Raw genomic sequence first — 24748 nt, 5'->3', positions numbered from 1 at the left:
GATTTGAGTTAGTATCCCAAATTTCTGACGTAGCATCGTCATATGCAAGTTTTTTATGATAAAATTTTGATTTTTTGTAATATTTTATGGTTTTCCGTAAGTATAAATGTTAAAATTCTGTTTTGAAGCTAAGGTGAATAATGGAGTTGGATAGCTTTATTTGCTGGTCTTTAGTACTTCCGTTAGCGTAGATTATATTGAATAATCCGTTTTTTGTAAATAAGCCGAATCCAAACCCTATTCCTAATAAATTATTGTTAATATTTGATGATTTATCCTGAAAATAGCCATAATCAGTAATTGAATGTATGTATAAATTGGAGGAAAGCACATATCTGTACTCTGCCATTATTGAAGTAACAAGGTTTGCCTGAAGGCTATTCTCATTAAATCCCCTGATTGAATTAATGCCTCCAAAACGGTATAGTTCATTTATTATATATGAGTTACTGTTTAAATAATAATTCTGGCTTTTAATATTTATTATATTCCTTTTGTTTAAATAGAGGTTATGAGAAAAATTAATTTGGGCAAAATACTGGCTTGAATTGCCTGTTTTGGCTTCACGCTTACCTGTGCCGCCTTTAATAAATAAGTATGTTTTTTCTGGAAAGAGAAAATCATCAGGATTGTAACGTGTGAATTCGTAAGTTGATGTCCAGAAAGAATTGGAAAAATCGCTTAGTGTGCTATTGTTTAGATTTTGAATATCTATAGATTGCGATTGCTGTCTTCCAATGAATAATTTAGAATTGTAGCTAAAATAATATCCAATATTAATATCAGTTATTGTGTTTTGAAAAGTACTGTCCTGTTTAAAAATTCTAAGGCTGCCCTTTAGTCCGATAGGTGACTTAAAAATATAAGGAAGTTCTAAGGAAGTGTTGAATGTAGTTTGTTTATTTCCGTCATTCTTCCAGAATAAATTAAACTTTTCTCCTGTATTTAATACGTTATTTAATATAAGGTCTACATAGCCGTTAAACATTATTTTGTTTTGATCATTATTAGAAAATCCTATAAAACCATCAAAGCTGTTTGGTTTTGCCTTCTCTATATATACATATACTTTAGTTGTGTCTTGTTTGAACAGTATTTCGGGATAGCGCACCTGGCTGACAAAGCGTAAAGCATTAAAATCCTTGTATATTCTTTGCAGATTATCCTGGTTGAAGATTTTGCCTCTATATTGTCTTACTATATTTCTTCTTATTCCTTCCGGAAATTTTTTATACCCTTCTAGAACTATATCGTCAAGAGTGCGTTTCTTTTCGGTTTTTACATTTAGGGTAGCATTCAGCACATTTCCACTAGGGTAATAATCTGTCAGCTGCAGCGAATTTAAAGAATAACCTTTTTGTTCAAGAGATGCTACGCCTGTATTCATGAAATTCTCAACATCAGCTAAAGACATTATAAGAGTGTCTTTGGATATTGATAGCAAATCTTTTGTTTCCGGAGAAATTTGGGCTGTATATATATGTATGCTTTTTGTTTTGGGGCCAACGGAAAACTTATAAATAAAAGTACTGTCGTTCGTTTTGATATTTGTTAGTATCGTATTTTCAAGATAACCTACTTTTAAAAGCTTATTTGATAAAAGGGCAGTTTCTTCATTAATTGATTTTACATTTTCATGAATCTTATTATAGGATATGGAGTCTATTATTTTTGTTTCAGCATCAATACGTCCTTCTATCTTTAAGTAAAGAGTTTGTGCTTTTAAAGTAAAAGGGGCAAGAAATAAAATGAATATGAAGAGAAATCTTTTCAACGGAAAATTGTTAGCCGTAAAAATAACGCAAAAAATGCAGAAAAAATATGCAGAGGGTTTTTGGTTCACAATTCGTTTGAAAATTAATGATTTATGATTTGTTTTATTAATTTTAATTTCTACATTTGCAACCCCGTAAAAAGCGGGTTTTTTAATAATTAGAATTTTTTATATTAATTATGCCAACAATTCAGCAATTAGTAAGAACAGGGAGAGCCCAGATAACTAAGAAGAGTAAATCGGCTGCTTTAGATTCTTGCCCTCAAAGAAGAGGGGTTTGTACACGTGTTTACACTACTACACCTAAGAAACCGAATTCTGCAATGCGTAAAGTTGCTAGGGTTCGTTTAACAAACGGTAATGAGGTGAATGCTTACATTCCCGGAGAGGGACATAATCTGCAAGAGCACTCGATAGTATTAGTTAGAGGCGGAAGGGTAAAAGATTTACCGGGAGTTAGGTATCACATTGTGCGCGGAGCGCTTGACACTGCAGGTGTTAGCGGAAGAACACAAAGGAGATCTAAATACGGTGCTAAACGCCCTAAAGACAAAAAGTAATTTTAAAAAAACTTTTAAAGTAAAGACATGAGAAAAAGACAGGCCAAAAAAAGACCTCTTTTACCAGATCCAAGGTTTAATGACCAATTAGTAACGCGTTTTGTAAATAACTTAATGTGGGATGGTAAAAAATCAACTGCTTTTAAAGTATTCTACGATGCTATTGATATCGTTGAGTCTAAAAAGCAAGATGCTGAAAAATCAGCACTGGAAACTTGGAAAGATGCTCTAACTAACGTTATGCCTCACGTTGAAGTGAGAAGCCGTAGGGTAGGTGGTGCTACATTCCAGATACCAATGCAGATTCGTCCGGACAGAAAAATATCCATGGCAATGAAATGGATGATTCTTTATGCAAGAAGAAGAAATGAGAAATCTATGGCTCAGAGACTGGCTTCTGAAATCTTAGCTGCGGCTAAAGAAGAAGGTGCTGCTGTTAAAAAGAGAATGGATACTCATAAAATGGCAGAAGCTAATAAAGCATTCTCTCACTTTAGATTTTAATTGATAAAGAAAAATTAGAAATGGCTAGAGATTTAAAATTTACAAGAAATATAGGAATTGCTGCTCACATTGATGCTGGTAAAACGACAACTACTGAGCGTATTTTATTTTACACAGGTAAATCACACAAAATAGGTGAGGTTCACGATGGTGCAGCTACTATGGACTGGATGGCGCAAGAGCAGGAAAGAGGTATTACCATTACTTCTGCAGCGACTACATGTACATGGAATTTCCCTACTGATCAAGGTAAAATTTTACCTGAATCACAAGGTTATCACTTTAATATCATCGATACTCCGGGACACGTTGACTTTACTGTAGAGGTAAACCGATCTCTTAGGGTACTTGATGGTCTTGTTTTCCTTTTTAGTGCAGTTGATGGTGTTGAGCCTCAGTCTGAAACTAACTGGAGGCTTGCTGATAACTACAGAGTTCCTCGTATGGGCTTTGTTAATAAAATGGACCGTCAGGGATCTAACTTCCTTGCTGTTTGTCAGCAGGTAAGAGATATGCTAAAATCTAACGCAGTTGCAATCACTTTGCCAATTGGTGAAGAAGAAGATTTTAAAGGTGTTGTGGATTTAGTAAAAAACCAGGCTATCCTGTGGCATGATGCTACTCAGGGAGCTACTTTTGATATTATTCCTATTCCTGAAGACTTAGTTGAAGAAGCTAAAGAATTAAGGAGTAAGCTTATTGAAGAAGTTGCTGCTTATGATGAGAATCTTCTTGAAAAATATATGGAAGATGAAAACTCAATCACTGAGGATGAAATCAATAATGCATTAAGAAAAGCAACTATCGATATGGCTATCATACCGATGATTTGTGGATCTTCATTCAAAAATAAAGGTGTTCAGTTCATGCTTGATGCTGTATGTAAATATCTTCCGTCTCCAATGGATAAAGAAGGTATTACAGGTACAAATCCTGATACGGAAGAAGAAATTCTTCGTAAGCCGGATGTAAAAGAGCCATTTGCTGCTCTTGCATTTAAAATTGCTACTGACCCTTACGTAGGTCGTCTTGCATTCTTCAGAGCTTATTCAGGTCGTCTTGATGCAGGTTCTTACGTTCTTAATACGCGCTCAGGAAACAAAGAGCGTATCTCCCGTATCTACCAGATGCATGCTAACAAGCAAAACCCAATCGAATATATCGAGGCTGGTGATATTGGAGCTGCTGTAGGATTTAAAGATATCAAAACAGGTGATACACTTTGTGATGAGAAAAACCCAATTGTACTTGAGTCTATGGATTTCCCTGCTCCGGTAATTGGTATTGCTATTGAGCCTAAAACAAAAGCTGATGTTGATAAGATGGGTATGGCTTTGGCAAAACTTGCTGAAGAAGATCCGACTTTCCAGGTTAAAACTGATGAGGCTTCTGGTCAAACGATTATCTCTGGTATGGGTGAGCTTCACCTTGATATCCTTGTAGATCGTATGAAAAGGGAGTTTAAAGTAGAAGTTAACCAGGGTGAACCTCAGGTTGAATATAAAGAGGCATTTACTAAAGCTGCACAACACAGAGAGGTTTATAAGAAACAATCTGGTGGGCGTGGTAAATTTGCTGATATCGTTTTCAGAATTGAGCCGGCTGACGAAGGTTTTGTAGGTCTTCAGTTTATAAACGAAGTAAAAGGTGGTAACGTTCCTAAAGAATATATCCCGTCTGTAGAGAAAGGTTTCAAAATGGCTATGAAACAAGGTCCTCTTGCAGGATATGAAGTTGATAGCTTAAAAGTAACTCTTCTTGACGGATCTTTCCACCCTGTGGATTCTGATGCGCTTTCTTTTGAGTTAGCTGCTAAAATGGGTTACAAAGAGTCTGGCCGTGCTGCCGGTGCTGTTATCCTTGAGCCGATAATGAAAATGGAAGTTATTACTCCTGAAGAAAACATGGGTGATATCGTAGGTGATATCAACCGTCGTAGAGGTCAGGTTAATGACATGGGTGACAGGGCAGGTGCTAAAACTATCAAAGCAAATGTTCCTTTATCAGAAATGTTTGGTTATGTTACTACTTTAAGAACATTATCTTCAGGTAGAGCTACATCAACAATGGAGTTTTCTCACTATGCTGAGACACCTTCTAACATATCAGAAGAGGTTATTAAAAAAGCTAAAGGCAACGCTTAATTCTAAAGAAAATGAGTCAAAAAATCAGAATAAAATTAAAATCTTACGATCACAGCCTTGTAGACAAGTCTGCTGAAAAAATCGTAAAAACTGTAAAAAGTACAGGTGCGGTTGTAACTGGTCCTATTCCGTTACCTACTCACAAAAAAATATTTACTGTACTACGTTCTCCACACGTTAACAAAAAATCAAGGGAGCAGTTTGAGGTAAGCTCTTACAAAAGACTTCTTGATATTTACAGTTCTTCTTCTAAAACTATTGATGCGCTAATGAAATTAGAGCTTCCAAGTGGTGTAGAGGTTGAAATAAAAGTGTGATAATAGTATAAAGAGTAAAGTGTTAAGTATCGGAACTCTGTTCTGATACTTAATGCTTATTTCTTATATAAGAGAAAGAATTTAATAAATAGTAATTAATAATTAGTTTAATATGTCTGGGTTAATTGGTAAAAAAATCGGCATGACCAGTATTTTCGATGAAAACGGAAAAAACATTCCGTGTACAGTAATTGAAGCAGGTCCATGCGTTGTTACCCAAGTCAGAACCAACGAGGTTGACGGGTATGAAGCGTTACAACTTGGTTTCGATGACAAAGCAGAAAGACATGCTACTAAAGCGGCAGAAGGCCACTTTAAGAAAGCAGGTACAGTTGCTAAAAAGAAAGTCGTTGAATTCCAGGATTTTGTTAACGAGCACAAATTAGGTGATGTAATCACTGTAGATCTTTTTGAAGAAGGCGAATTTGTTGATGTGCAGGGTGTATCTAAAGGTAAAGGTTTCCAGGGTGTTGTAAAACGTCACGGTTTTGGTGGTGTTGGACAAGCTACTCACGGTCAGCATAACCGTTTAAGGGCGCCGGGTTCTGTAGGAGCATCATCATATCCTTCACGTGTATTCAAGGGAATGCGCATGGCAGGAAGAACAGGAGGAGATAATGTAACAGTTCAAAACCTTAGAGTTTTAAAAGTAGTGGCTGAAAAGAACCTGCTTGTTGTTAAAGGGGCTATTCCTGGACACAAAAACTCTTATGTAATCATTCAGAAGTAATGGAAGTAAAAGTATTAGATATCAACGGAAAAGAAACTGGCAGAACGGTTACCCTTTCTGATTCAGTATTCGCAATTGAGCCTAATAAGCATGCTGTATACCTAGATGTTAAGCAATATCTTGCTAACCAAAGGCAAGGAACCCACAAAGCTAAAGAAAGAGCTGAGGTTACCGGAAGTACACGCAAAATTAAAAAACAAAAAGGTACAGGTACAGCCCGTGCAGGTAGTATTAAAAACCCATTGTTTAAAGGTGGAGGTAGAGTTTTCGGTCCAAGGCCAAGAAGCTACTCTTTCAAGCTTAACAAAAATCTTAAACGTTTAGCAAGAAAATCTGCTCTTGCTCTTAAAGCGAAAGAATCAAATTTAATAGTGGTAGAGAACTTCGAATTTGAAGCGCCAAACACTAAAAATTTCATTAACGTTTTGAAAGCTTTAGGGTTAGAAAATAAAAAATCTCTATTTGTGTTGGGTGATACAAATAAAAATGTATATTTGTCGTCACGCAATTTAAAAGCTTCTAATGTTGTAACTGCTTCAGAATTAAACACTTATAATGTTTTACATTCAAATAGTTTAGTTCTTTTAGAGGGTTCGTTAGAAGGAATTGAAGAAAATTTAAGCAAATAATAGGGCTATGAGTATCATAATTAAACCTATCATTACTGAAAAAATAACTAAAGACGGTGAAATTTTTAACCGTTTTGGTTTTGTTGTTGACAAGAAAGCAAACAAGATTCAGATCAAAAAAGCGGTTGAGGCTGCTTATGGAGTTTCTGTTGTTGAAGTTAACACTATGAATTACAGGGCTGATAGATCGGTTAAATACACTAAGAGTGGTTTAATCAGTGGAAAGACAAATGCTTACAAAAAAGCAATTGTACAAGTACAAGAAGGAGAAACAATAGATTTTTACAATAATATCTAATAGAAAATGTCAGTTAGAAAATTAAAACCTATTACCCCGGGTCAGCGTTTTAGAGTTGTTAATAGCTTTGACACTATTACAACTGATAAGCCGGAGCGTTCTTTGATCGCACCGAAAAAAAACTCTGGAGGTAGAAATAGTCAAGGAAAGATGACCATGCGTTATACAGGCGGTGGTCACAAACAAAGGTATCGTATTATCGATTTTAAAAGAACTAAAGCAGGTATTCCTGCTACAGTTAAAACTATCGAGTATGATCCAAACCGTTCAGCATTCATTTCCCTATTATCGTATGTTGACGGAGAAAAAACGTATATCATTGCACAAAACGGACTTCAGGTAGGTCAAACCGTAGTTTCAGGAGCTGAAGCAGCACCGGAAATCGGTAACTCTTTACCTTTAAGTAAAATTCCTCTTGGAACTGTTATATCTTGCATCGAGCTACGTCCGGGCCAGGGAGCTGTTATAGCTCGTAGTGCCGGTACTTTTGCGCAGTTAATGGCAAGAGATGGAAAATATGCTACAATTAAAATGCCTTCAGGTGAAACAAGGTTGATCCTTTTAACTTGTTCTGCAACAATTGGAGCTGTTTCTAACTCTGACCACCAGTTGATCGTTTCTGGTAAAGCAGGTAGATCAAGATGGTTAGGCAGAAGACCAAGAACAAGACCGGTAGCGATGAACCCTGTTGATCACCCAATGGGTGGTGGTGAAGGACGTTCTTCTGGAGGTCACCCACGTTCTAGAAAAGGTCTTCCGGCTAAAGGTTACAGGACTCGTTCTAAAGTTAACCCGAGTAATAAGTATATCGTAGAACGTAGAAAGAAATAATAAGTAAGATATGGCACGTTCATTAAAGAAAGGACCTTTCGTTCACTATAAGTTGGATAAGAAAGTTCAGGAAAATATCGAAAAAGGAAACAAAGGAGTTGTTAAGACTTGGTCTAGAGCTTCTATGATTACCCCGGATTTTGTTGGACAAACTATCGCAGTACACAACGGTCGTCAATTCGTACCGGTTTACGTTACAGAGAATATGGTAGGTCATAAATTAGGAGAATTTTCACCTACAAGATCTTTTAGAGGTCATGCTGGGGCAAAAAATAAAGGTAAAAAATAATAAGAAGCTATGGGAGTTCGTAAAAGAGAAAGAGCAGAGCAGACTAAAGAAGCAAATAAGCAAATTGCATTTGCTAAGCTTAATAACTGCCCTACTTCACCCAGAAAAATGCGCCTTGTTGCGGATTTGGTAAGAGGTCAGAAAGTAGAATTAGCTCTTAATATATTAAGATTCAGTTCAAAAGAGGCTTCTCGTAAACTTGAAAAATTGTTACTTTCTGCTATTAATAACTGGCAGCAAAAGAACGCTGAAGAGAGTTTGGAGAATGCAGGCTTATTTGTAAAAGAGATCAGAGTTGATGGCGGTATGATGCTTAAAAGGCTAAGACCGGCTCCACAGGGTCGTGCACACAGGATAAGAAAACGTTCTAATCACGTTACTATCGTGCTTGGAGCTATTAACAATAACACACAAAGCAACTAATAGAAATGGGACAAAAAACAAATCCAATAGGAAATCGCCTTGGTATTATCAGGGGTTGGGATTCTAACTGGTATGGTGGAAATGACTACGGTGATAAACTTGCCGAAGATCACAAAATCAGGAAATATATCCATGCCCGTTTATCTAAAGCTAGTGTGTCTAAAGTAATTATTGAGAGAACGCTTAAACTTGTAACCGTTACTATTACTACTGCCCGTCCTGGTATCATTATCGGAAAAGGTGGTCAGGAAGTAGACAAGTTGAAAGAAGAACTTAAGAAAATTACTGACAAAGAGGTTCAAATCAACATCTTTGAAATTAAAAGACCTGAGCTTGATGCTTACTTAGTAGGTACAAGTATTGCCCGTCAGATTGAAAGCCGTATTTCGTATAGAAGGGCTATCAAAATGGCTATCGCTGCTGCTATGCGTATGAACGCAGAAGGTATTAAAGTGATGATCTCCGGCCGTTTAAACGGTGCTGAGATGGCACGTTCAGAAATGTTCAAAGAAGGAAGGATTCCTCTATCAACTTTCAGAGCAGACATTGATTATTCACTAGCTGAAGCTCACACTACTTATGGTAGAATGGGTATCAAAGTGTGGATCATGAAAGGTGAGGTTTACGGTAAAAGAGATCTTTCTCCGTTAGTAGGTATGGACAAAAAACAGTCTAAATCTTCAGGATCTCAGGACAGATCACAAGGAAGACCAGGTGGTCGTCCGGATGGTGGTAAACCTAACCAACGCAAAAGAAAGTAATTTAAACTAAAGAAGTAAAAATGTTACAGCCTAAAAGAACAAAATACCGTAAGGTACAGAAAGGTAAGATGAAGGGCGTGTCTCAAAGAGGTCACGAGCTTTCTAATGGAATGTTTGGTATCAAATCTTTAGATTCGTCTTTTATTACTTCCCGTCAAATTGAAGCTGCCCGTATTGCGGCAACACGTTTCATGAAAAGGGAAGGTCAATTGTGGATAAAAATTTTCCCGGACAAACCGATAACCAAAAAACCTCTAGAGGTACGTATGGGTAAAGGTAAAGGTGCAGTTGAATTTTGGGCTGCAGTTGTTAAACCAGGAAGAATCATGTTTGAAGTAGGAGGAGTTCCTTTATCAGTAGCAAAAGAGGCATTACGCCTTGCTGCCCAAAAGCTTCCTGTAAAAACTAAGTTTATTGTTGCCAGAGATTTCGAAGCGTAATCAAAATTTATTATGAAACAATCTGAAATAAAAGATCTATCTGCAGCTGAGTTACAAGGTAAACTTGGTGAATTGAAGAAAACATATGCCGACCTAAAAACAGCTCACGCTATATCTCCTATAGAGAATCCTTTACAGATCAGAACTGTAAGAAGATCTATCGCTAGAGTAGCAACAGAGCTAAGCAAAAGAGAGTTACAATAATTGTAGTCTGCTGAAAGATGGAAAAAAGAAATTTAAGAAAAGAGAGAATTGGTGTAGTTACCAGTAATAAAATGGAGAAATCGATTGTGGTTTCCCAAACTACGAAAGTAAAACACCCATTATACGGTAAGTTCGTGTTAAAAACTAAGAAATTTGTTGCACACGACGAAACAAACGACTGTAACATAGGTGATACAGTAAGGATTATGGAAACACGTCCTTTGAGTAAATCTAAATGTTGGAGGTTAGTTGAAATCATTGAAAGAGCGAAGTAATTATGGTACAACAGGAATCTAGACTAAAAGTAGCAGATAACACGGGAGCTAAAGAAGTTTTAACTATCCGTGTTCTAGGAGGAACGAAAAGACGTTATGCCTCTGTTGGAGATAAAATTGTAGTTTCTATTAAAGATGCAACGCCTAACGGTAACGTTAAAAAAGGTGCTGTTTCAACTGCAGTTGTTGTACGTACCAAAAAAGAAGTGAGAAGAGCCGATGGTTCATACATCAGATTTGACGATAACGCTTGTGTTTTGTTAAATGCTGCTGGTGAAATGAGGGGAACTCGTGTTTTTGGTCCGGTTGCAAGAGAACTTCGTGAAAAACAATTCATGAAAATTGTATCATTAGCACCAGAAGTGCTTTAATTGTTTTAAAGATGATAAAGCTAAAGATAAAATCTGGAGACACAGTAAGAGTAATTGCCGGAGACCATAAAGGTTCTGAAGGTAAAGTACTACGTGTTCTTCGTGAGAAAAACAAAGCGGTAGTTGAGGGTGTAAACATGGTGTCTAAACACACTAAGCCAAGCGCTAAAAACCCTCAGGGAGGTATCGTGAAGAAAGAAGCTCCTATCCATATCTCTAACATTGCCCTTGTAGATTCTAAAACTAAAGAGACTACAAAAACTGGTGTTAGAAAAGAAGGAGATAAGAACGTGAGATTTTCAAAAAAATCTAATCAAGTATTATAGTGATGGCTTACATACCAAGATTAAAAGAAGAATATAAGAGTAGAGTTGTCTCTGCTCTTACAGAAGAGTTCGGTTATAAAAACGTAATGATGGTTCCTAAACTTGAAAAAATCGTTTTAAGCCGTGGAGTTGGTGCAGCTGTGTCTGATAAAAAACTTATCGACTATGCAGTAGATGAATTAACAAAAATTACCGGCCAGAAAGCTGTATCTACTATTTCTAAGAAAGACGTTGCGTCTTTCAAACTTAGAAAAGGTATGCCAATTGGTGCTAAAGTAACTTTACGCGGTGAAAGAATGTATGAGTTTTTAGACAGACTTATTACTTCTGCACTACCACGTGTAAGGGATTTTGGTGGAATTAAGGCTACAGGTTTTGACGGTAGAGGTAACTATAACCTGGGTGTAACTGAACAAATCATTTTCCCTGAAATTGATATTGATAAAGTTAACAAAATATCAGGTTTAGATATTACATTTGTAACTTCTGCACAAACCGATAAAGAAGCGAAGTCATTATTAGCAGAATTAGGTTTACCTTTTAAAAAGAATTAAATTATGGCTAAAGAATCAATGAAAGCCCGTGAGGTAAAAAGAGCGGCGTTAGTAGCAAAGTATGCTGAAAAAAGGAAAGCTTTATTAGAAGCTGGAGATTATGAAGGCCTACAAAAACTACCTAAAAATGCTTCTCCGGTACGTATGCACAATCGTTGCAAACTTACAGGAAGGCCTAGAGGTTATATGCGTCAGTTCGGTATTTCACGTGTAACTTTCCGTGAAATGGCTAACAATGGCTTAATACCAGGAGTTAAAAAAGCAAGCTGGTAAAATCAGAATTATAAATTGGTTTCAGGTTCGGCCTTAACTGGCCGAAAACCGTTACCGCAAATTACTAAATATGTATACAGATCCAATTGCTGATTTCTTAACAAGAATCAGAAATGCAGTTAGAGCTAATCACAAAGTGGTTGAGATTCCTGCATCTAACTTGAAAAAAGAAATCACTAAGATTTTATTCGATCAGGGGTATATCCTTAGCTACAAATTTGATGATAACGCTGTACAAGGCACCATCAAAATAGCTCTTAAGTATGATAAAGAAACTAAAGAGCCTGTAATTAAAGATATCCAAAGAATTAGTAAACCAGGTTTACGTAAATATGCAGGAGCAACTAACCTTCCAAGAATCCTTAACGGATTAGGTATAGCTATCGTTTCTACTTCTAAAGGTCTTATGACTGGCAAGCAGGCGAAACAGCTAAATGTAGGTGGTGAGGTAATCTGTTACGTATACTAATTTAAAAGACTTATACGATGTCAAGAATAGGTAAAAATCCAATTACAATACCTGCTGGTGTAACTGTAGAAGTTAACGGCAACGTTGTATCAGTTAAAGGTAAAAAAGGCCAGCTTACGCAGGACTTTTCAGATGTTTCTGTTAAAGTTGAAGATGGTCAGGTTTTAGTTGAAAGATCTTCTGATCATAAAGATGAAAGATCTAAGCACGGTTTATACAGGTCACTTATCAATAATATGATTGTTGGTGTGGCTGAAGGCTTTACTAAAGAGCTGGAACTGGTAGGAGTAGGTTACAGAGCTTCTAACCAGGGACAGAAATTAGATATTGCTCTTGGTTTCTCTCACAACATCGTTCTTGAAGTTGTGCCGGAAGTTACTGTTGAGACTGTATCAGAAAAAGGTAAAAACCCAATTATTAAATTAGCTTCTCATGATAAGCAACTTTTAGGCCAGGTGGCGGCAAAGATCAGATCTTTCCGTAAACCTGAACCTTACAAAGGAAAAGGAGTTAAATTTGTGGGTGAAGTATTAAGAAGAAAAGCAGGTAAATCAGCTTAAAAACTAAGACTATGTCATTAAACAAATCTGAAAGAAGACAAAGAATTAAGTTCAGAATCAGAAAGATTGTAAGCGGAACTGCTGCTCAACCTAGACTTTCTGTATTCAGGAGCAATAAAGAGATCTATGCACAAATCATAGATGATGTAAACGGTGTAACCCTTGCGGCTGCTTCTTCAAGAGAAGCGGGCATCACTAAAGGTACTAACATTGAAACTGCTGCAGCTGTTGGTAAAGCAATTGCAGAGAAAGCTTTAAAAGCTGGTATTGAAACAATCTCTTTTGATAGAGGTGGTTACCTTTACCACGGACGTGTTAAATCATTAGCTGAAGGCGCAAGAGAAGCCGGACTTAAATTCTAAGAAATTATGTATCATAATTATAAAAACGTAGAACTTGTAAAACCAAGCGGTCTTGAACTTAAAGATCGTTTGGTAAGTGTAAATCGTGTTACTAAAGTTACAAAAGGTGGTAGAGCTTTCGGCTTTTCTGCAATTGTAGTTGTAGGTGACGAGAATGGAGTGGTTGGTCACGGTCTTGGTAAATCTAAAGATGTATCTGAAGCTATTGCTAAAGCAGTGGAAGATGCTAAGAAAAACCTTGTGAGAATTCCACTTTCAGGACAGTCTGTTCCACACGAGCAAAAAGGTAAATTTGGTGGTGCACGTGTACTATTAATGCCTGCTTCTCATGGTACCGGAGTTATTGCCGGTGGTGCTGTTCGTTCAGTTCTTGAGTCAGTTGGTATTCACGATGTATTATCAAAATCTCAGGGTTCATCTAACCCTCACAATGTTGTTAAAGCTACTTTTGATGCTTTACTTCAAATGAGAAGCGCTGTTACTGTTGCAAAACAAAGAGGTGTTTCATTAGAAAAAGTATTCAAAGGTTAATTCACAAGGAAATCATGGGAAAAATAAAAGTAAAACAAGTAAAGAGCAAAATCAACTGTCCTCTTACACAAAAGAGAACACTTGAGTCTTTAGGTCTTCGTAAATTAGGACAAGTTGTTGAACACGATGCAACTCCTGCTATCCTTGGAATGGTAAACAAAGTTAAACACTTAGTTTCTGTAGAAGAAGCTAACTAACAAAATACACTCATGGATTTAAGTAACTTACAACCTGCTGAAGGTTCAGTTCACAATAAAAACAAAAGAGTTGGTAGAGGAGAAGGTTCTGGCAAAGGCGGTACTGCCGCACGTGGTCATAAAGGAGCTAAATCTCGTTCTGGTTACTCTAAGAAAATTGGTTTTGAGGGTGGTCAGATGCCATTACAAAGACGTGTTCCTAAGTTTGGTTTTAAAAACATAAACAGAAAAGAATACGAAGGTGTAAACCTTGACACGCTTCAAGCTCTAGTGGATAATGGAATTGTTACCGATACTGTAGATTTTACAGTGTTTGTAGAAAACCGTTTAGCTACTAAAAATGAAATGGTAAAGATATTAGGAAGAGGAGAGCTTAAAGCAAAACTAAAAGTAACTGCTCACAAATTTACTGCGACTGCAAAAGCTGCTATTGAGGCTGCTGGTGGAGAAGCTGTAACTTTATAATCTTTATAATTCAAATGAAGAAATTTTTCGAAGCGTTTGCCAATGTCTGGAAAATAGAAGAACTAAAAAACAGAATTTTAGTTACTTTGGGATTGTTACTAGTGTACCGTTTTGGTGCACATGTAACCTTACCCGGTATTGATGCTACACAATTAAACAAATTAACAGATCAAACCCAGGGAGGTATTGGCTGGCTTATCGATGTATTTACAGGTGGTGCGTTTTCGCAGGCATCTGTATTTGCATTAGGTATCATGCCTTACATTTCTGCTTCGATTGTTGTACAGCTAATGGGTATCGCTGTACCTTACCTTCAGAAATTGCAAAAAGAAGGTGAAAGCGGAAGGAAAAAAATCAACCAGATTACGCGTTGGTTAACTATCCTTATTACTCTTGTTCAGGGTCCTGGTTATATCTATAACCTTTACAGAACCCTTCCTCAGGAAGCTTTCTTATTACCTTCATCATCTTTTGCATTCCTTTTCTCATCTGTTGTTATACTTGCTACCGGAACCATCTTTGCGATGTGGCTTGGTGAAAAAATAACAGATAAAGGTATAGGAAATGGTATATCGTTACTAATATTAGTGGGTATCATAGCAAGAATGCCACAGGCTTTCATTCAGGAATTTACTTCGGTGGTTACTGAGAATAACGGAGGTCCTTTAAAATTACTTCTTGAAGTTGTTGTATGGTTAGTTGTCATTATTGCTTGTATCCTTATGGTTATGGCGGTTAGAAAAATACCTGTACAATATGCAAGAAGAACTGCTTCTGGCGATTTTGAACAAGATATGTTGGACGGAAACAGGCAGTGGATACCGTTAAAGCTAAACGCTTCGGGAGTTATGCCTATAATCTTTGCCCAGGCTATTATGTTCATACCTGCCGCATTAGCAGGGCTTTCCAAGTCTGACATGGCGCAAACTATCACTTCTCAATTCCAGAATGTGTTTGGTTTAGCCTACAATGTAGTTTTTGCTTTATTAATTATAATTTTTACGTACTTTTACACCGCGATTACGGTGCCTACTAATAAGATGGCTGACGACCTTAAAAGAAGTGGAGGATTTATACCTGGTATCAGGCCGGGTGTTGAAACCGGAGACTATCTTGATAAGATCATGTCGTTAATCACTTTCCCTGGCTCATTGTTCTTAGCGCTTATTGCCGTGTTCCCGGCTGTAGTGTTTAACTTTGGAGTTCAGCAGCAGTGGGCGTTGTTTTACGGAGGTACATCACTGTTAATTATGGTCGGGGTTGCGATCGATACTATTCAGCAAATAAATTCTTATTTATTGAATAAGCATTACGACGGTTTGATGAAAAGTGGTAAGAATAGAAAAGCAGTAGCTTAAAAATTTTTATGGCAAAACAATCAGCAATAGAACAGGACGGATCTATAATTGAAGCATTATCAAATGCTATGTTCCGTGTTGAATTAGAAAACGGGCACATAGTAATTGCTCACATTTCAGGAAAAATGCGTATGCACTATATCAAATTGTTACCTGGTGACAAAGTGAAACTGGAAATGAGCCCTTACGATTTGTCCAAAGCAAGAATTACTTATAGATACTAAAGCTATTAATAATGAAAGTAAGAGCATCAGTTAAGAAAAGAAGTGCCGAGTGCATTATTGTGCGTAGAAAAGGCAGATTATATGTTATTAACAAAAAGAATCCTAGATTTAAACAAAGACAAGGATAATTATGGCAAGAATTGCAGGGGTAGACATACCTAAAAACAAAAGAGGAGTTATTGCTTTAACTTATATCTTCGGAATTGGTAGAAGCAGGGCTAAAGAGATACTTGAAAAAGCGAACGTTAGCGAAGATAAAAAAGTTCAGGACTGGAATGATGATGAGATCAGCGGAATTCGTGAAGCTGTTTCTTATTTCAAAATTGAAGGAGAGCTTCGTTCTGAGATCCAATTAAACATTAAACGTTTAATGGATATCGGTTGTTACAGAGGTATCCGTCACAGAGCTGGTCTTCCACTTAGAGGACAACGCACTAAGAATAACTCAAGAACTAGAAAAGGTAAGAGAAAAACTGTTGCTAACAAGAAAAAAGCAACTAAATAATAAGTAGTATGGCTAAAGCGAATACAAAAAAACGTAAAGTTATTGTAGAATCTACAGGTGAAGCTCATATCAGTGCTACTTTCAATAACATCATCATTTCTTTGACTAACAAAAAAGGTGAGGTTATTTCTTGGTCATCTGCAGGTAAGATGGGCTTCAGAGGTTCTAAAAAGAATACTCCGTATGCAGCTCAGATGGCAGCAGAAGATTGTAGTAAAGTAGCTCTTGAGGCAGGTCTTAAGAAAGTGAAAGTTTACGTTAAAGGTCCTGGAAATGGTAGAGAATCTGCTATCAGGTCACTTCACAATGGAGGAATAGAAGTTACAGAAATCATTGATGTAACTCCACTACCGCATAACGGATGTCGTCCTCCTAAAAGAAGAAGAGTTTAATTTTATTTTATAGTATAAACAAAACAGGAATACGGATTATCGGAGGATACGACCTGAATTCATAATCCCCTGTTTATTAATTTTTTGAAATGGCAAGATATACTGGTCCACAAACAAAAATCGCCCGTAAATTTGGTGAGGCGATCTTCGGAGATGATAAATCTTTCGAAAAAAGAAATTACCCTCCTGGGCAACATGGTTTAGCTAAAAGAAGAGGTAAAAAATCTGAATATGCTGTTCAGCTAATGGAAAAGCAAAAAGCTAAGTACACTTACGGTATCCTTGAAAAACAATTCAGGAACCTGTATGAAAAAGCTGCTGCCTCTAAAGGTGTAACTGGTGAGATCCTTTTACAACTTTGTGAAGCAAGATTAGACAACGTGGTATACAGAATGGGTATTGCACCTTCAAGAAGGGCAGCAAGACAAATTGTATCTCACAGGCATATTACCGTTAACGGTGAATTGGTAAACATTCCATCTTACCACCTTAAAGCCGGCGATAAAGTAGCTGTTCGTGAGAAATCTAAATCTCTTGAAGCTATAGACCGTTCTTTATCTAATTCTTCTCAGGTATATGAGTGGATAACTTGGAACAACGATACAAAAGAAGGTACTTTTGTTTCAGTACCTGCCAGGATCCAAATCCCGGAAAACATTAAAGAACAACTAATCGTAGAGTTGTATAACAAATAATAATTGACATTAGTCGAAAATATGGCAATATTTAATTTTCAAAAGCCCGATAAAGTTATCATGATCGATTCTACCGATTTCCAAGGTAAATTTGAATTTAGACCTTTGGAACCGGGATATGGACTGACTGTTGGTAACGCACTTAGAAGAGTTTTACTTTCTTCATTGGAAGGTTATGCAATTACTTCAGTTCGAATTGAAGGAGTTGACCATGAGTTCTCTACAATAGCAGGGGTAGTTGAAGATGTTACTGAAATAATCCTGAACTTAAAACAAGTACGTTTTAAACGTCAGATAGAAGACATCGATAATGAATCGGTTTCTGTATCTTTTACAGGAAAAGATCAGCTTACAGCTGGTGATTTCCAAAAGTTCATTTCAGGATTCCAGGTGTTAAACCCTGACTTTGTTATCTTTAACATGGACAGCAAAATAAACATTAATCTTGAACTTACCATTGAAAAAGGTAGAGGTTATGTACCTGCAGAAGAGAACAAAAAGCAAAACGCTGCTATAGGAACAATTTTTACAGATTCAATCTTTACTCCTGTAAAGAATGTAAAATATGCGATAGAAAACTTTCGTGTTGAGCAAAAAACCGACTACGAAAAATTGGTTTTTGAAATCATAACTGATGGTTCTATTCATCCTAAAGAAGCGCTTACAGAGGCAGCAAAAACTCTGATTCACCACTTTATGCTGTTCTCTGATGAAAGAATAACACTTGAGGCCGATGAAATAGCACAAACAGAATCTTATGATGAAGAATCATTACATATGAGACAGCTTCTTAAAACCAAGCTTGTTGATATGGATCTTTCTGTAAGGGCATTAAATTGTTTAAAAGCGGCTGAAGTTGATACATTAGGAGACTTAGTATCGTTCAACAAAAATGACTTAATGAAATTCCGTAATTTTGGTAAGAAATCGTTAACAGAGCTTGACGAACTTGTTGCTTCTAAAAATTTACACTTCGGAATGGACTTAACGAAATATAAATTAGATAAAGAATAATCTGAACCCTATAGGGTTTAAATTACAACAGCAATGAGACACGGAAAAAAAGTAAATCATTTAGGCAGGCAGGCAGGGCATAGGAAATCTATGCTTGCTAACATGGCTTGCTCACTTATAGAGCACAAGCGTATTAATACGACTGTTGCCAAAGCTAAAGCGCTTAAACAATTTGTTGAGCCTCTAGTTACTAAATCAAAAGAAGATACAACTCACAACAGACGTATCGTTTTCGCTTACTTACGTAATAAATATGCTGTTACTGAACTTTTCAGGGAAGTAGCTGCTAAAGTTGGCGATCGTCCAGGTGGATATACCCGTATCATTAAGCTTGGTAACCGTCTTGGCGACAACGCTGATATGGCTATGATTGAGCTTGTAGACTTTAACGAACTGTATAACGCTACTAAAAAAGAAGCTAAGAAAACTACACGTAGAAGCCGTACTGCTAAAAAAGCTGACGTTGCTGCTGCTCCTGTTGCTGAAGCTCCTGCTGTTGATACAGAAGAAAACAAAGAAGCTACTGAATAATCATGAAACAACTGATTGTTCAATAATATTAAAAAAAGGATAAACTTTATAGTTTGTCCTTTTTTTTTACCCCACTTAATCGTTTTTATATAAACCAAGTGTAATGAACGTTTTAGAAAGCCAATTTTTTGAAGTAAATTTGCAACCGAGACGAAAATAAAATTAGTAAATGAAATATTCAAATCGTAATCAGGCAATTCTCCTTCTAGCTGACGGTACTGTGTTTTATGGTAAATCAATCGGTATCGAAGGAACAACTTTTGGAGAAGTATGCTTTAATACCGGAATGACCGGATACCAGGAAATTTTTACCGATCCGTCTTATTTTGGACAGATCATGGTGGCATCTAATGCCCATATAGGTAATTATGGTACAAATGCAGAGGAAATAGAGGCTGATAAAATTATGATTTCGGGCCTTGTATGTAAAAACTTTAGTTTTAATCCTTCAAGGGTAAATTCTGATAAGAGCCTGATGGATTATTTTACAGAACAAAACCTTGTAGCTATATCAGATGTTGATACCAGAGCACTTGTAAGTTATATTCGCGACAACGGTGCCATGAATGCTGCTATATCTACAGACGGGACATCTATAGAAGAACTGAAAAAACAACTTGCTGATGTGCCTAATATGGAAGGTTTGGAACTTTCGTCTAAGGTTTCAACCAAAGAACCTTATTTTATAGGTAATCCTGATGCCAAATATAAAATATCAGCGCTGGATCTTGGTATAAAGAAAAACATACTTAGAAATCTTGCAAAGAGGGATTGTTACATTAAAGTATTTCCTTATGATGCAAGTTATGAGGACATGAAGAGCTTTAATCCGGACGGTTATTTCCTTTCTAATGGCCCTGGCGATCCGGATCCATTATACACAGCTCAGGAAACAGCAAAAAATATTTTAGACAAAAATGAACCGGTATTTGGTATTTGTTTAGGTCACCAGGTTCTGGCTCTTGCAAATGGCATTTCAACATATAAGATGTTTAATGGCCACAGAGGAATTAATCATCCGGTTAAGAATCTGCTGACTGGTGAAGGAGAAATTACTTCTCAAAACCATGGTTTTGCTGTTGTAAGGGAAGAATTGGAAAAACATCCTGATTTTGAAATTACCCATGAACACATAAACGATGGTACCGTTGCGGGTATGAGAATGAAAAGCAAAAATTGCTTCTCTGTGCAATACCACCCGGAGGCAAGTCCTGGACCGCATGATGCTTCATATCTTTTCGATCAGTTTATAGCTAATATAGAGAAAAGTAAAAACTAATAAAACCGCAATTTGGGCTAATGAATAATTAGCCCAAATTTATTTTTTGGCAAATTGTAAATGTGTTTTTTTTTAAAGTGATGAAGCTAAAACGTTTGCGTTTATAAGTTTTTATAAATTAGACAATTTCATTTTTCAAAATGTTTAAATTTGTTAGGTTTCACAAATAAGTATATAACAACAAAAAACTATATAATGAGCATTATTATTAAAGTACACGCAAGACAAATATTGGACTCTCGCGGTAATCCTACTGTAGAAGTAGATGTTATAACAGAAAATGGTATTCTTGGAAGGGCAGCAGTGCCTTCGGGAGCATCTACAGGAGAACATGAAGCAGTTGAATTGCGTGACGGTGGTAAAGCCTACATGGGTAAAGGCGTATCTAAAGCAGTTGAGAATGTAAACACAACTATTGCCAGCGAAATAGTAGGTATGTCTGTTTTTGAACAAAATGCAGTAGATAAAGCGATGATTGCCCTTGACGGTACTGATAATAAATCTAACCTTGGAGCTAATGCTATCCTTGGTGTTTCTTTAGCAGTAGCTAAGGCGGCAGCTAATGAGCTTGGCTTACCATTATACCGTTATATTGGTGGTGTTTCTGCTAATACGCTTCCTGTACCTATGATGAATATTATTAATGGTGGTTCTCACTCTGACGCGCCTATCGCATTTCAGGAATTTATGATTATGCCGGTTAAAGCTGCCAATTTTACTCAGGCAATGCAAATAGGTACTGAGGTTTTTCATAATCTTAAAAAAGTACTTCACGACAGAGGTCTTAGTACTGCTGTAGGTGATGAAGGCGGATTTGCCCCTAACTTTGAAGGTGGTACTGAAGATGCTATTGAAACAATAAAAAAAGCTGTTGAAAATGCTGGTTATACTTTTGGGGGTGATGTTAAGCTTGCCCTTGACTGTGCTGCATCTGAGTTTTATGTAAACGGTAAATATGACTATACTAAATTTGAAGGCGAAACAGGTAAAATAAGAACTTCTCAGGAGCAGGCAGATTATCTTGCTGAACTGGCTACAAAATACCCAATTATCTCTATTGAAGATGGTATGCAGGAAAATGACTGGGACGGATGGAAATACCTTACTGAAAAGATAGGTGATAAAGTACAATTAGTAGGAGACGACTTATTTGTTACCAACGTTGAGCGTCTTGCAAAAGGTATTGCCAGCGATACTGCTAACTCTATTCTTGTTAAAGTAAACCAGATCGGTACGCTAACTGAAACTATTGCTGCTGTTAACATGGCACACAATGCAGGTTATACTTCAGTAATGTCTCACCGTTCAGGTGAAACTGAAGATAATACTATTGCTGATCTTGCAGTAGCATTAAACTGTGGCCAAATTAAGACAGGTTCAGCTTCAAGAAGTGACCGTATGGCAAAATATAACCAATTGCTTAGAATTGAGGAAGAACTTGCTGATGTAGCTTATTTTCCCGGTGAAAAAGCATTTAAAGTAAAGCAATAAATAAATTATTTGTACTATATAAAAGGCTACCGTTATGGTAGCCTTTTTTAGTTAGATTTGTGCGTGATAATTATAAAATTCCTATTACTTAAGGATATATTTATGCAAATTCTAAATGGAAGGCTTCAAATTCTAAACGGATGGTTTTTTATCAAATTGAAATGATAAATTTGTTTTACTAAATATGGCTTATGAAAATTTTTAGAATTCTCCTGATAACCAGCCTTACACTTTTATATTCTATATGTGCTTCGTCTCAAACCAGAGTATTGGACAGTCTTTTAAATAAATTAAAGAATCCGGTTTCTGATACTGAGAAAATACAGATTCTTAATGATATTTCCAGTGAGTATATTGAGAATGATCCTGCAAAGATGATGCAATATGCTAAAAAAGCACTTGTACTTTCGCAACAGAAAAAACTGAAAAAACAGGAAGCAAACTCCTGGTTTAATATTGGTAATGCTAATATAATGCTTAGCCATTACACAGAAGCACTTAAGAGTTACAGCAACTCTCAGACTGTATTTGAAGAACTACTTAAAACTGTTCCTGAAAAAGAGATTAATGATATTAAAGACCGGTTAGCAATTACCTATGGAAGCATAGGGGTTGTTTGTTCTGAACAAAATAACTACGCGAAGGCTCTGGAGTATTATTTTAAAGCTTTAAAGCTTCATGATGAAACGAAAGAGGAAGTTTATATGGCCCATACCTATAATAATATTGGTATAGTTTATAAATCGCAAAAAGAATACAATAAAGCATTAGAGTATTATAATAAAGCACTTTGGCTGCAGAAGAAATTGGGTGATGATACCGCTGCAATTACTATTACTAATATCGGTGCTGTTTACCTGCTGAATAATGAGTCCGATAAGGCTTATGCATCTTTTAAAGAAGCTGAAAAAATACTGACTTCTTTTAAGAACAAAAGGGGATTGGCTGAGCTATATAATAATTTTGGTAATTACTATGTAAAAACCGGAGATTATGCTAAAGCTGAAAAAAGCTATCTGGAAGCACTTAAAATATTTGAAGAAACCGGGGAAAAATATGGTGCATCGGCGTCATTAGGTTATCTGGGGACTGTATATGCAACGCAGCATAAAAATAAAGAAGCTTTAAATTATCTGATGCGTTCATCTTCAATGGCTGATGAGATTGGCGTTATGGAGCAGGTTAGGGAATCGGAAAAAGCATTAAGCGATCTCTATGAAAAATCAGGTAAAACTGCCGAAGCTTTAAACCATTATAAAAAATATATTGCTGCCAAAGAAAATATAAATACTGCTGAAAGTATTAAAAGCATGGTTCGTGAAGAGATGAATTATGAATTTGAGCGTAAGGAAGCATTGCAGAAGCTTGAAAATGAAAAACGCCAGCTAATGTTTGATGAGCAGGCAAAAAGGCACAGGCAGCAAATGTTGTTTGCTGCATTGTTTACAGTACTATTGTTTGGTTTGGCTTTTTTAATATACAACAGGCTGCAGCTAAAAAAAACGCTCACATTACAGCGCGATCTTGCAGAATATGAGCAAAAGGCCCTTCATTTACAAATGAACCCGCATTTTGTATTTAACTGTCTGGGTTCTATATCCAGTTTTATTGTGCAAAACGGCACTGATTCGGCTATTAAATACCTGTCTAAGTTTTCAAAATTAATGCGTCTCACGCTTGAATATTCTAAAGAATCGCTTATACCAATTGATAAAGAGATAGAAGGGCTACAAAATTACCTGGAACTGGAACAGCTCCGTTTTAATAAAGTGTTTGACTTTTCAATATCTAAAGACCCTTCAATAGAAGATGATATGGCAATACCGCCTTTATTGTTACAGCCTTTTGTTGAAAATGCTATAATTCACGGCCTTGTGCCTAAAAAGAAAAAAGGCTTTATAAGTGTAGATTTTGTGCTTGAAAAAGATAAACTGGTATGTACTATAACTGATGATGGGATCGGATATAACAGATCGAAAAAGCTAAAAGAAAATTCGGTTACAGTACATAAATCTATGGCGCTGGAGATTACTAAAAAACGACTGGAAGTAATTCAGGCTTTCACATCTAAAACGTCTCAGGTTGAAATAAAAGAACTTACTGATGCCAATGGCGAACCGGCAGGAACAAAAATTATATTAAATTTACCTATACAATATTCATCTGATTAACATATGATTACGGCATTATTAATAGACGACGACAGCAATTTAAGGAACGGGATGAAGGGGCTTTTAGCCATGTATGCTACCGATATACAAATACTTGGTGAGGCGGATAGTGTTAAATCCGGAATAGCTGCAATTGAAAATCATCAGCCGGATGTGATTTTTCTTGATATACAATTAGGTGATGGTACCGGTTTTGACATTCTGGAGCAATTTCAGCAAAAAAGCGGCCGGCTTAAATCGCATGTAGTATTTATTACGGCTCATGAAGAGTATGCTTTAAAAGCATTTAGATTTAGTGCTCTTGACTATTTACTTAAACCTGTAGATCCGGAAGATTTACAGAATGTTATAGAAAAGATTAAAAAAGTGCTTACTACGAATGATAATTATGCCCATATAGATTTATTGCTTGAAAATATACGAAAGAAAGTAGATAAGTTTAAGCGTATAGCACTCTCTACATCTGACGGTATCCATTTGTTTGAAGTTAGTGATATTATTAGGCTTGAATCGCAGGATAATTATACAAAGTTTTATATAAAAGATAATAAGCCGGTTCTTATAGCAAAAACTCTTAAAGAATATGAGGATATGCTTTTTGAACATGGGTTTGAGAGGATTCATCAGTCGCACCTGATAAATTTAGCCTATTTAAAGTCTTATATTAAAAAAGACGGGGGATATGCCGTAATGGCCGATAACAGTCATTTGCCAATTTCTCAACGTAAAAAAGAACGCTTGCAGGAATTGCTGAAGTCTTTATAATACGAATTCTAAATGAATCATACCGAATTCTAAATG

37 protein-coding genes are annotated in these 24748 nt (G+C 36.4%); 36 read left to right on the top strand and 1 reads right to left on the bottom strand.

Features of this window, described 5'->3' with window-relative positions; translation table 11 throughout:
* Positions 1–109: 109 nt before the first annotated feature.
* Positions 110–1774 (bottom strand): hypothetical protein, encoded by a 1665-nt coding sequence (locus tag NHE85_RS02565; protein WP_252809370.1) that lies wholly within the window; start codon positions 1772–1774, stop codon positions 110–112.
* Positions 1775–1953: 179 nt separating this feature from the next.
* Between NHE85_RS02565 and rpsL the strand changes: the two genes are divergently transcribed.
* The 36 genes from rpsL (at position 1954) to NHE85_RS02385 (ending at position 24712) form a co-directional block, all read left to right on the top strand.
* Positions 1954–2334 (top strand): 30S ribosomal protein S12, encoded by a 381-nt coding sequence (rpsL, locus tag NHE85_RS02560; RefSeq protein ID WP_057671645.1) that lies wholly within the window; start codon positions 1954–1956, stop codon positions 2332–2334.
* Positions 2335–2361: 27 nt separating this feature from the next.
* On the top strand, positions 2362–2838 hold the full coding sequence (rpsG, locus tag NHE85_RS02555) for a 30S ribosomal protein S7 (protein ID WP_252809368.1): 477 nt from the start codon (positions 2362–2364) through the stop codon (positions 2836–2838).
* Between the two features lie 20 nt (positions 2839–2858).
* A complete protein-coding gene (gene fusA, locus NHE85_RS02550) occupies positions 2859–4982 on the top strand; it encodes an elongation factor G (RefSeq protein WP_252809365.1) in 2124 nt (707 codons plus the stop codon).
* Positions 4983–4993: 11 nt separating this feature from the next.
* Positions 4994–5299, top strand: coding sequence for a 30S ribosomal protein S10 (gene rpsJ, locus NHE85_RS02545; RefSeq protein WP_020213633.1), 306 nt, complete (start codon positions 4994–4996; stop codon positions 5297–5299).
* 112 nt (positions 5300–5411) lie between these two features.
* A complete protein-coding gene (gene rplC / locus NHE85_RS02540; protein WP_252809363.1) occupies positions 5412–6029 on the top strand; it encodes a 50S ribosomal protein L3 in 618 nt (205 codons plus the stop codon).
* Positions 6029–6658: a 50S ribosomal protein L4 gene (gene rplD, locus NHE85_RS02535; protein ID WP_252809362.1), complete on the top strand. Its 630-nt coding sequence runs from the start codon at positions 6029–6031 to the stop codon at positions 6656–6658. Before rplC ends, rplD begins: the two co-directional genes overlap by 1 nt.
* Positions 6659–6665: 7 nt before the next feature.
* Positions 6666–6956, top strand: a complete 291-nt coding sequence (gene rplW / locus NHE85_RS02530; RefSeq protein ID WP_252809361.1) for a 50S ribosomal protein L23 — start codon at positions 6666–6668, stop codon at positions 6954–6956.
* Positions 6957–6962: 6 nt separating this feature from the next.
* A complete protein-coding gene (rplB, locus tag NHE85_RS02525) occupies positions 6963–7787 on the top strand; it encodes a 50S ribosomal protein L2 (RefSeq protein ID WP_252809359.1) in 825 nt (274 codons plus the stop codon).
* Positions 7788–7797: 10 nt separating this feature from the next.
* Positions 7798–8076 (top strand): 30S ribosomal protein S19, encoded by a 279-nt coding sequence (gene rpsS / locus NHE85_RS02520; protein ID WP_014085019.1) that lies wholly within the window; start codon positions 7798–7800, stop codon positions 8074–8076.
* Between the two features lie 9 nt (positions 8077–8085).
* Positions 8086–8499: a 50S ribosomal protein L22 gene (gene rplV, locus NHE85_RS02515; protein WP_252809357.1), complete on the top strand. Its 414-nt coding sequence runs from the start codon at positions 8086–8088 to the stop codon at positions 8497–8499.
* A 5-nt stretch (positions 8500–8504) separates the two neighbouring features.
* Positions 8505–9260, top strand: a complete 756-nt coding sequence (rpsC, locus tag NHE85_RS02510) for a 30S ribosomal protein S3 (RefSeq protein WP_252809355.1) — start codon at positions 8505–8507, stop codon at positions 9258–9260.
* A 20-nt stretch (positions 9261–9280) separates the two neighbouring features.
* Positions 9281–9700 (top strand): 50S ribosomal protein L16, encoded by a 420-nt coding sequence (gene rplP, locus NHE85_RS02505; protein ID WP_128388599.1) that lies wholly within the window; start codon positions 9281–9283, stop codon positions 9698–9700.
* 12 nt (positions 9701–9712) lie between these two features.
* Positions 9713–9904 carry a 50S ribosomal protein L29 gene (gene rpmC / locus NHE85_RS02500; RefSeq protein ID WP_057671662.1) on the top strand — a complete coding sequence of 64 codons (192 nt, stop codon included), beginning with the start codon at positions 9713–9715 and terminating at the stop codon, positions 9902–9904.
* Positions 9905–9921: 17 nt separating this feature from the next.
* Positions 9922–10179, top strand: coding sequence for a 30S ribosomal protein S17 (rpsQ, locus tag NHE85_RS02495; protein ID WP_252809353.1), 258 nt, complete (start codon positions 9922–9924; stop codon positions 10177–10179).
* A 2-nt stretch (positions 10180–10181) separates the two neighbouring features.
* The gene (gene rplN, locus NHE85_RS02490) at positions 10182–10550 is read left to right on the top strand and encodes a 50S ribosomal protein L14 (RefSeq protein WP_007803649.1); all 369 of its coding nucleotides are present in this window, start codon (positions 10182–10184) and stop codon (positions 10548–10550) included.
* Positions 10551–10561: 11 nt separating this feature from the next.
* Positions 10562–10876, top strand: coding sequence for a 50S ribosomal protein L24 (gene rplX / locus NHE85_RS02485; protein ID WP_252809352.1), 315 nt, complete (start codon positions 10562–10564; stop codon positions 10874–10876).
* A 2-nt stretch (positions 10877–10878) separates the two neighbouring features.
* A complete protein-coding gene (rplE, locus tag NHE85_RS02480) occupies positions 10879–11430 on the top strand; it encodes a 50S ribosomal protein L5 (RefSeq protein ID WP_252809351.1) in 552 nt (183 codons plus the stop codon).
* A 3-nt stretch (positions 11431–11433) separates the two neighbouring features.
* A complete protein-coding gene (rpsN, locus tag NHE85_RS02475; RefSeq protein WP_114757457.1) occupies positions 11434–11703 on the top strand; it encodes a 30S ribosomal protein S14 in 270 nt (89 codons plus the stop codon).
* 70 nt (positions 11704–11773) lie between these two features.
* Positions 11774–12172 carry a 30S ribosomal protein S8 gene (gene rpsH, locus NHE85_RS02470; RefSeq protein WP_252809349.1) on the top strand — a complete coding sequence of 133 codons (399 nt, stop codon included), beginning with the start codon at positions 11774–11776 and terminating at the stop codon, positions 12170–12172.
* Positions 12173–12189: 17 nt separating this feature from the next.
* Positions 12190–12732: a 50S ribosomal protein L6 gene (rplF, locus tag NHE85_RS02465; RefSeq protein WP_252809347.1), complete on the top strand. Its 543-nt coding sequence runs from the start codon at positions 12190–12192 to the stop codon at positions 12730–12732.
* Between the two features lie 11 nt (positions 12733–12743).
* Positions 12744–13094: a 50S ribosomal protein L18 gene (gene rplR, locus NHE85_RS02460; protein WP_252809345.1), complete on the top strand. Its 351-nt coding sequence runs from the start codon at positions 12744–12746 to the stop codon at positions 13092–13094.
* A gap of 6 nt (positions 13095–13100) precedes the next feature.
* A complete protein-coding gene (rpsE, locus tag NHE85_RS02455; RefSeq protein WP_128388607.1) occupies positions 13101–13625 on the top strand; it encodes a 30S ribosomal protein S5 in 525 nt (174 codons plus the stop codon).
* Between the two features lie 14 nt (positions 13626–13639).
* Positions 13640–13822, top strand: coding sequence for a 50S ribosomal protein L30 (gene rpmD, locus NHE85_RS02450; RefSeq protein WP_252809343.1), 183 nt, complete (start codon positions 13640–13642; stop codon positions 13820–13822).
* A 12-nt stretch (positions 13823–13834) separates the two neighbouring features.
* Entirely contained in the window at positions 13835–14287 is a 453-nt protein-coding gene (gene rplO, locus NHE85_RS02445; protein WP_252809341.1) for a 50S ribosomal protein L15, read from the top strand.
* A 14-nt stretch (positions 14288–14301) separates the two neighbouring features.
* Entirely contained in the window at positions 14302–15645 is a 1344-nt protein-coding gene (gene secY, locus NHE85_RS02440) for a preprotein translocase subunit SecY (RefSeq protein WP_252809338.1), read from the top strand.
* A gap of 8 nt (positions 15646–15653) precedes the next feature.
* On the top strand, positions 15654–15869 hold the full coding sequence (infA, locus tag NHE85_RS02435) for a translation initiation factor IF-1 (RefSeq protein ID WP_007136545.1): 216 nt from the start codon (positions 15654–15656) through the stop codon (positions 15867–15869).
* Between the two features lie 11 nt (positions 15870–15880).
* Positions 15881–15997, top strand: coding sequence for a type B 50S ribosomal protein L36 (ykgO, locus tag NHE85_RS02430; protein ID WP_002987490.1), 117 nt, complete (start codon positions 15881–15883; stop codon positions 15995–15997).
* Between the two features lie 2 nt (positions 15998–15999).
* Entirely contained in the window at positions 16000–16374 is a 375-nt protein-coding gene (gene rpsM, locus NHE85_RS02425; RefSeq protein WP_252809336.1) for a 30S ribosomal protein S13, read from the top strand.
* An 8-nt stretch (positions 16375–16382) separates the two neighbouring features.
* Complete coding sequence (gene rpsK, locus NHE85_RS02420; RefSeq protein WP_252809334.1) at positions 16383–16766, top strand: 30S ribosomal protein S11; 384 nt, start codon at positions 16383–16385, stop codon at positions 16764–16766.
* Positions 16767–16855: 89 nt separating this feature from the next.
* Positions 16856–17461 carry a 30S ribosomal protein S4 gene (gene rpsD, locus NHE85_RS02415; protein WP_252809332.1) on the top strand — a complete coding sequence of 202 codons (606 nt, stop codon included), beginning with the start codon at positions 16856–16858 and terminating at the stop codon, positions 17459–17461.
* A gap of 21 nt (positions 17462–17482) precedes the next feature.
* A complete protein-coding gene (locus NHE85_RS02410; RefSeq protein WP_057671691.1) occupies positions 17483–18475 on the top strand; it encodes a DNA-directed RNA polymerase subunit alpha in 993 nt (330 codons plus the stop codon).
* Between the two features lie 33 nt (positions 18476–18508).
* Complete coding sequence (gene rplQ / locus NHE85_RS02405; RefSeq protein WP_252809330.1) at positions 18509–19006, top strand: 50S ribosomal protein L17; 498 nt, start codon at positions 18509–18511, stop codon at positions 19004–19006.
* Between the two features lie 169 nt (positions 19007–19175).
* Positions 19176–20285, top strand: coding sequence for a glutamine-hydrolyzing carbamoyl-phosphate synthase small subunit (carA, locus tag NHE85_RS02400; RefSeq protein ID WP_252809328.1), 1110 nt, complete (start codon positions 19176–19178; stop codon positions 20283–20285).
* Between the two features lie 195 nt (positions 20286–20480).
* Positions 20481–21776, top strand: a complete 1296-nt coding sequence (gene eno, locus NHE85_RS02395; RefSeq protein WP_252809326.1) for a phosphopyruvate hydratase — start codon at positions 20481–20483, stop codon at positions 21774–21776.
* A gap of 191 nt (positions 21777–21967) precedes the next feature.
* Entirely contained in the window at positions 21968–23947 is a 1980-nt protein-coding gene (locus NHE85_RS02390) for a tetratricopeptide repeat protein (protein ID WP_252809325.1), read from the top strand.
* Between the two features lie 3 nt (positions 23948–23950).
* Positions 23951–24712: a LytTR family DNA-binding domain-containing protein gene (locus NHE85_RS02385; protein ID WP_252809323.1), complete on the top strand. Its 762-nt coding sequence runs from the start codon at positions 23951–23953 to the stop codon at positions 24710–24712.
* The last annotated feature ends 36 nt before the right edge of the window (positions 24713–24748 follow it).

Source organism: Flavobacterium sp. NRK1 (assembly GCF_024054175.1).
Classification (GTDB): Bacteria; Bacteroidota; Bacteroidia; order Flavobacteriales; family Flavobacteriaceae; genus Flavobacterium.
The sequence above is the reverse complement of the archived record's forward strand: the minus strand, read 5'-3'. Positions and strand labels throughout refer to the sequence as shown.

Excerpts from the sequence above, each read along its gene's own strand:
- rpsE (WP_128388607.1), top strand. The coding sequence starts at position 13,101 with ATGTATCATAATTATAAAAACGTAGAACTTGTAAAACCAAGCGGTCTT.
- rpsG (WP_252809368.1), top strand. The coding sequence starts at position 2,362 with ATGAGAAAAAGACAGGCCAAAAAAAGACCTCTTTTACCAGATCCAAGG.
- rplC (WP_252809363.1), top strand. The coding sequence starts at position 5,412 with ATGTCTGGGTTAATTGGTAAAAAAATCGGCATGACCAGTATTTTCGAT.
- rpsC (WP_252809355.1), top strand. The coding sequence starts at position 8,505 with ATGGGACAAAAAACAAATCCAATAGGAAATCGCCTTGGTATTATCAGG.
- rplQ (WP_252809330.1), top strand. The coding sequence starts at position 18,509 with ATGAGACACGGAAAAAAAGTAAATCATTTAGGCAGGCAGGCAGGGCAT.
- ykgO (WP_002987490.1), top strand. The coding sequence starts at position 15,881 with ATGAAAGTAAGAGCATCAGTTAAGAAAAGAAGTGCCGAGTGCATTATT.
- NHE85_RS02410 (WP_057671691.1), top strand. The coding sequence starts at position 17,483 with ATGGCAATATTTAATTTTCAAAAGCCCGATAAAGTTATCATGATCGAT.
- rplB (WP_252809359.1), top strand. The coding sequence starts at position 6,963 with ATGTCAGTTAGAAAATTAAAACCTATTACCCCGGGTCAGCGTTTTAGA.
- eno (WP_252809326.1), top strand. The coding sequence starts at position 20,481 with ATGAGCATTATTATTAAAGTACACGCAAGACAAATATTGGACTCTCGC.
- rplN (WP_007803649.1), top strand. The coding sequence starts at position 10,182 with ATGGTACAACAGGAATCTAGACTAAAAGTAGCAGATAACACGGGAGCT.
- rpsN (WP_114757457.1), top strand. The coding sequence starts at position 11,434 with ATGGCTAAAGAATCAATGAAAGCCCGTGAGGTAAAAAGAGCGGCGTTA.
- rplX (WP_252809352.1), top strand. The coding sequence starts at position 10,562 with ATGATAAAGCTAAAGATAAAATCTGGAGACACAGTAAGAGTAATTGCC.
- secY (WP_252809338.1), top strand. The coding sequence starts at position 14,302 with ATGAAGAAATTTTTCGAAGCGTTTGCCAATGTCTGGAAAATAGAAGAA.
- rpsH (WP_252809349.1), top strand. The coding sequence starts at position 11,774 with ATGTATACAGATCCAATTGCTGATTTCTTAACAAGAATCAGAAATGCA.
- rplW (WP_252809361.1), top strand. The coding sequence starts at position 6,666 with ATGAGTATCATAATTAAACCTATCATTACTGAAAAAATAACTAAAGAC.
- rpsS (WP_014085019.1), top strand. The coding sequence starts at position 7,798 with ATGGCACGTTCATTAAAGAAAGGACCTTTCGTTCACTATAAGTTGGAT.
- rplP (WP_128388599.1), top strand. The coding sequence starts at position 9,281 with ATGTTACAGCCTAAAAGAACAAAATACCGTAAGGTACAGAAAGGTAAG.
- rpsM (WP_252809336.1), top strand. The coding sequence starts at position 16,000 with ATGGCAAGAATTGCAGGGGTAGACATACCTAAAAACAAAAGAGGAGTT.
- rpmC (WP_057671662.1), top strand. The coding sequence starts at position 9,713 with ATGAAACAATCTGAAATAAAAGATCTATCTGCAGCTGAGTTACAAGGT.
- rpsD (WP_252809332.1), top strand. The coding sequence starts at position 16,856 with ATGGCAAGATATACTGGTCCACAAACAAAAATCGCCCGTAAATTTGGT.
- rpsL (WP_057671645.1), top strand. The coding sequence starts at position 1,954 with ATGCCAACAATTCAGCAATTAGTAAGAACAGGGAGAGCCCAGATAACT.
- rplD (WP_252809362.1), top strand. The coding sequence starts at position 6,029 with ATGGAAGTAAAAGTATTAGATATCAACGGAAAAGAAACTGGCAGAACG.
- rpsK (WP_252809334.1), top strand. The coding sequence starts at position 16,383 with ATGGCTAAAGCGAATACAAAAAAACGTAAAGTTATTGTAGAATCTACA.
- infA (WP_007136545.1), top strand. The coding sequence starts at position 15,654 with ATGGCAAAACAATCAGCAATAGAACAGGACGGATCTATAATTGAAGCA.
- rpsQ (WP_252809353.1), top strand. The coding sequence starts at position 9,922 with ATGGAAAAAAGAAATTTAAGAAAAGAGAGAATTGGTGTAGTTACCAGT.
- NHE85_RS02390 (WP_252809325.1), top strand. The coding sequence starts at position 21,968 with ATGAAAATTTTTAGAATTCTCCTGATAACCAGCCTTACACTTTTATAT.
- rpmD (WP_252809343.1), top strand. The coding sequence starts at position 13,640 with ATGGGAAAAATAAAAGTAAAACAAGTAAAGAGCAAAATCAACTGTCCT.
- carA (WP_252809328.1), top strand. The coding sequence starts at position 19,176 with ATGAAATATTCAAATCGTAATCAGGCAATTCTCCTTCTAGCTGACGGT.
- NHE85_RS02385 (WP_252809323.1), top strand. The coding sequence starts at position 23,951 with ATGATTACGGCATTATTAATAGACGACGACAGCAATTTAAGGAACGGG.
- rpsJ (WP_020213633.1), top strand. The coding sequence starts at position 4,994 with ATGAGTCAAAAAATCAGAATAAAATTAAAATCTTACGATCACAGCCTT.
- rplV (WP_252809357.1), top strand. The coding sequence starts at position 8,086 with ATGGGAGTTCGTAAAAGAGAAAGAGCAGAGCAGACTAAAGAAGCAAAT.
- rplO (WP_252809341.1), top strand. The coding sequence starts at position 13,835 with ATGGATTTAAGTAACTTACAACCTGCTGAAGGTTCAGTTCACAATAAA.
- rplR (WP_252809345.1), top strand. The coding sequence starts at position 12,744 with ATGTCATTAAACAAATCTGAAAGAAGACAAAGAATTAAGTTCAGAATC.
- rplE (WP_252809351.1), top strand. The coding sequence starts at position 10,879 with ATGGCTTACATACCAAGATTAAAAGAAGAATATAAGAGTAGAGTTGTC.
- rplF (WP_252809347.1), top strand. The coding sequence starts at position 12,190 with ATGTCAAGAATAGGTAAAAATCCAATTACAATACCTGCTGGTGTAACT.
- fusA (WP_252809365.1), top strand. The coding sequence starts at position 2,859 with ATGGCTAGAGATTTAAAATTTACAAGAAATATAGGAATTGCTGCTCAC.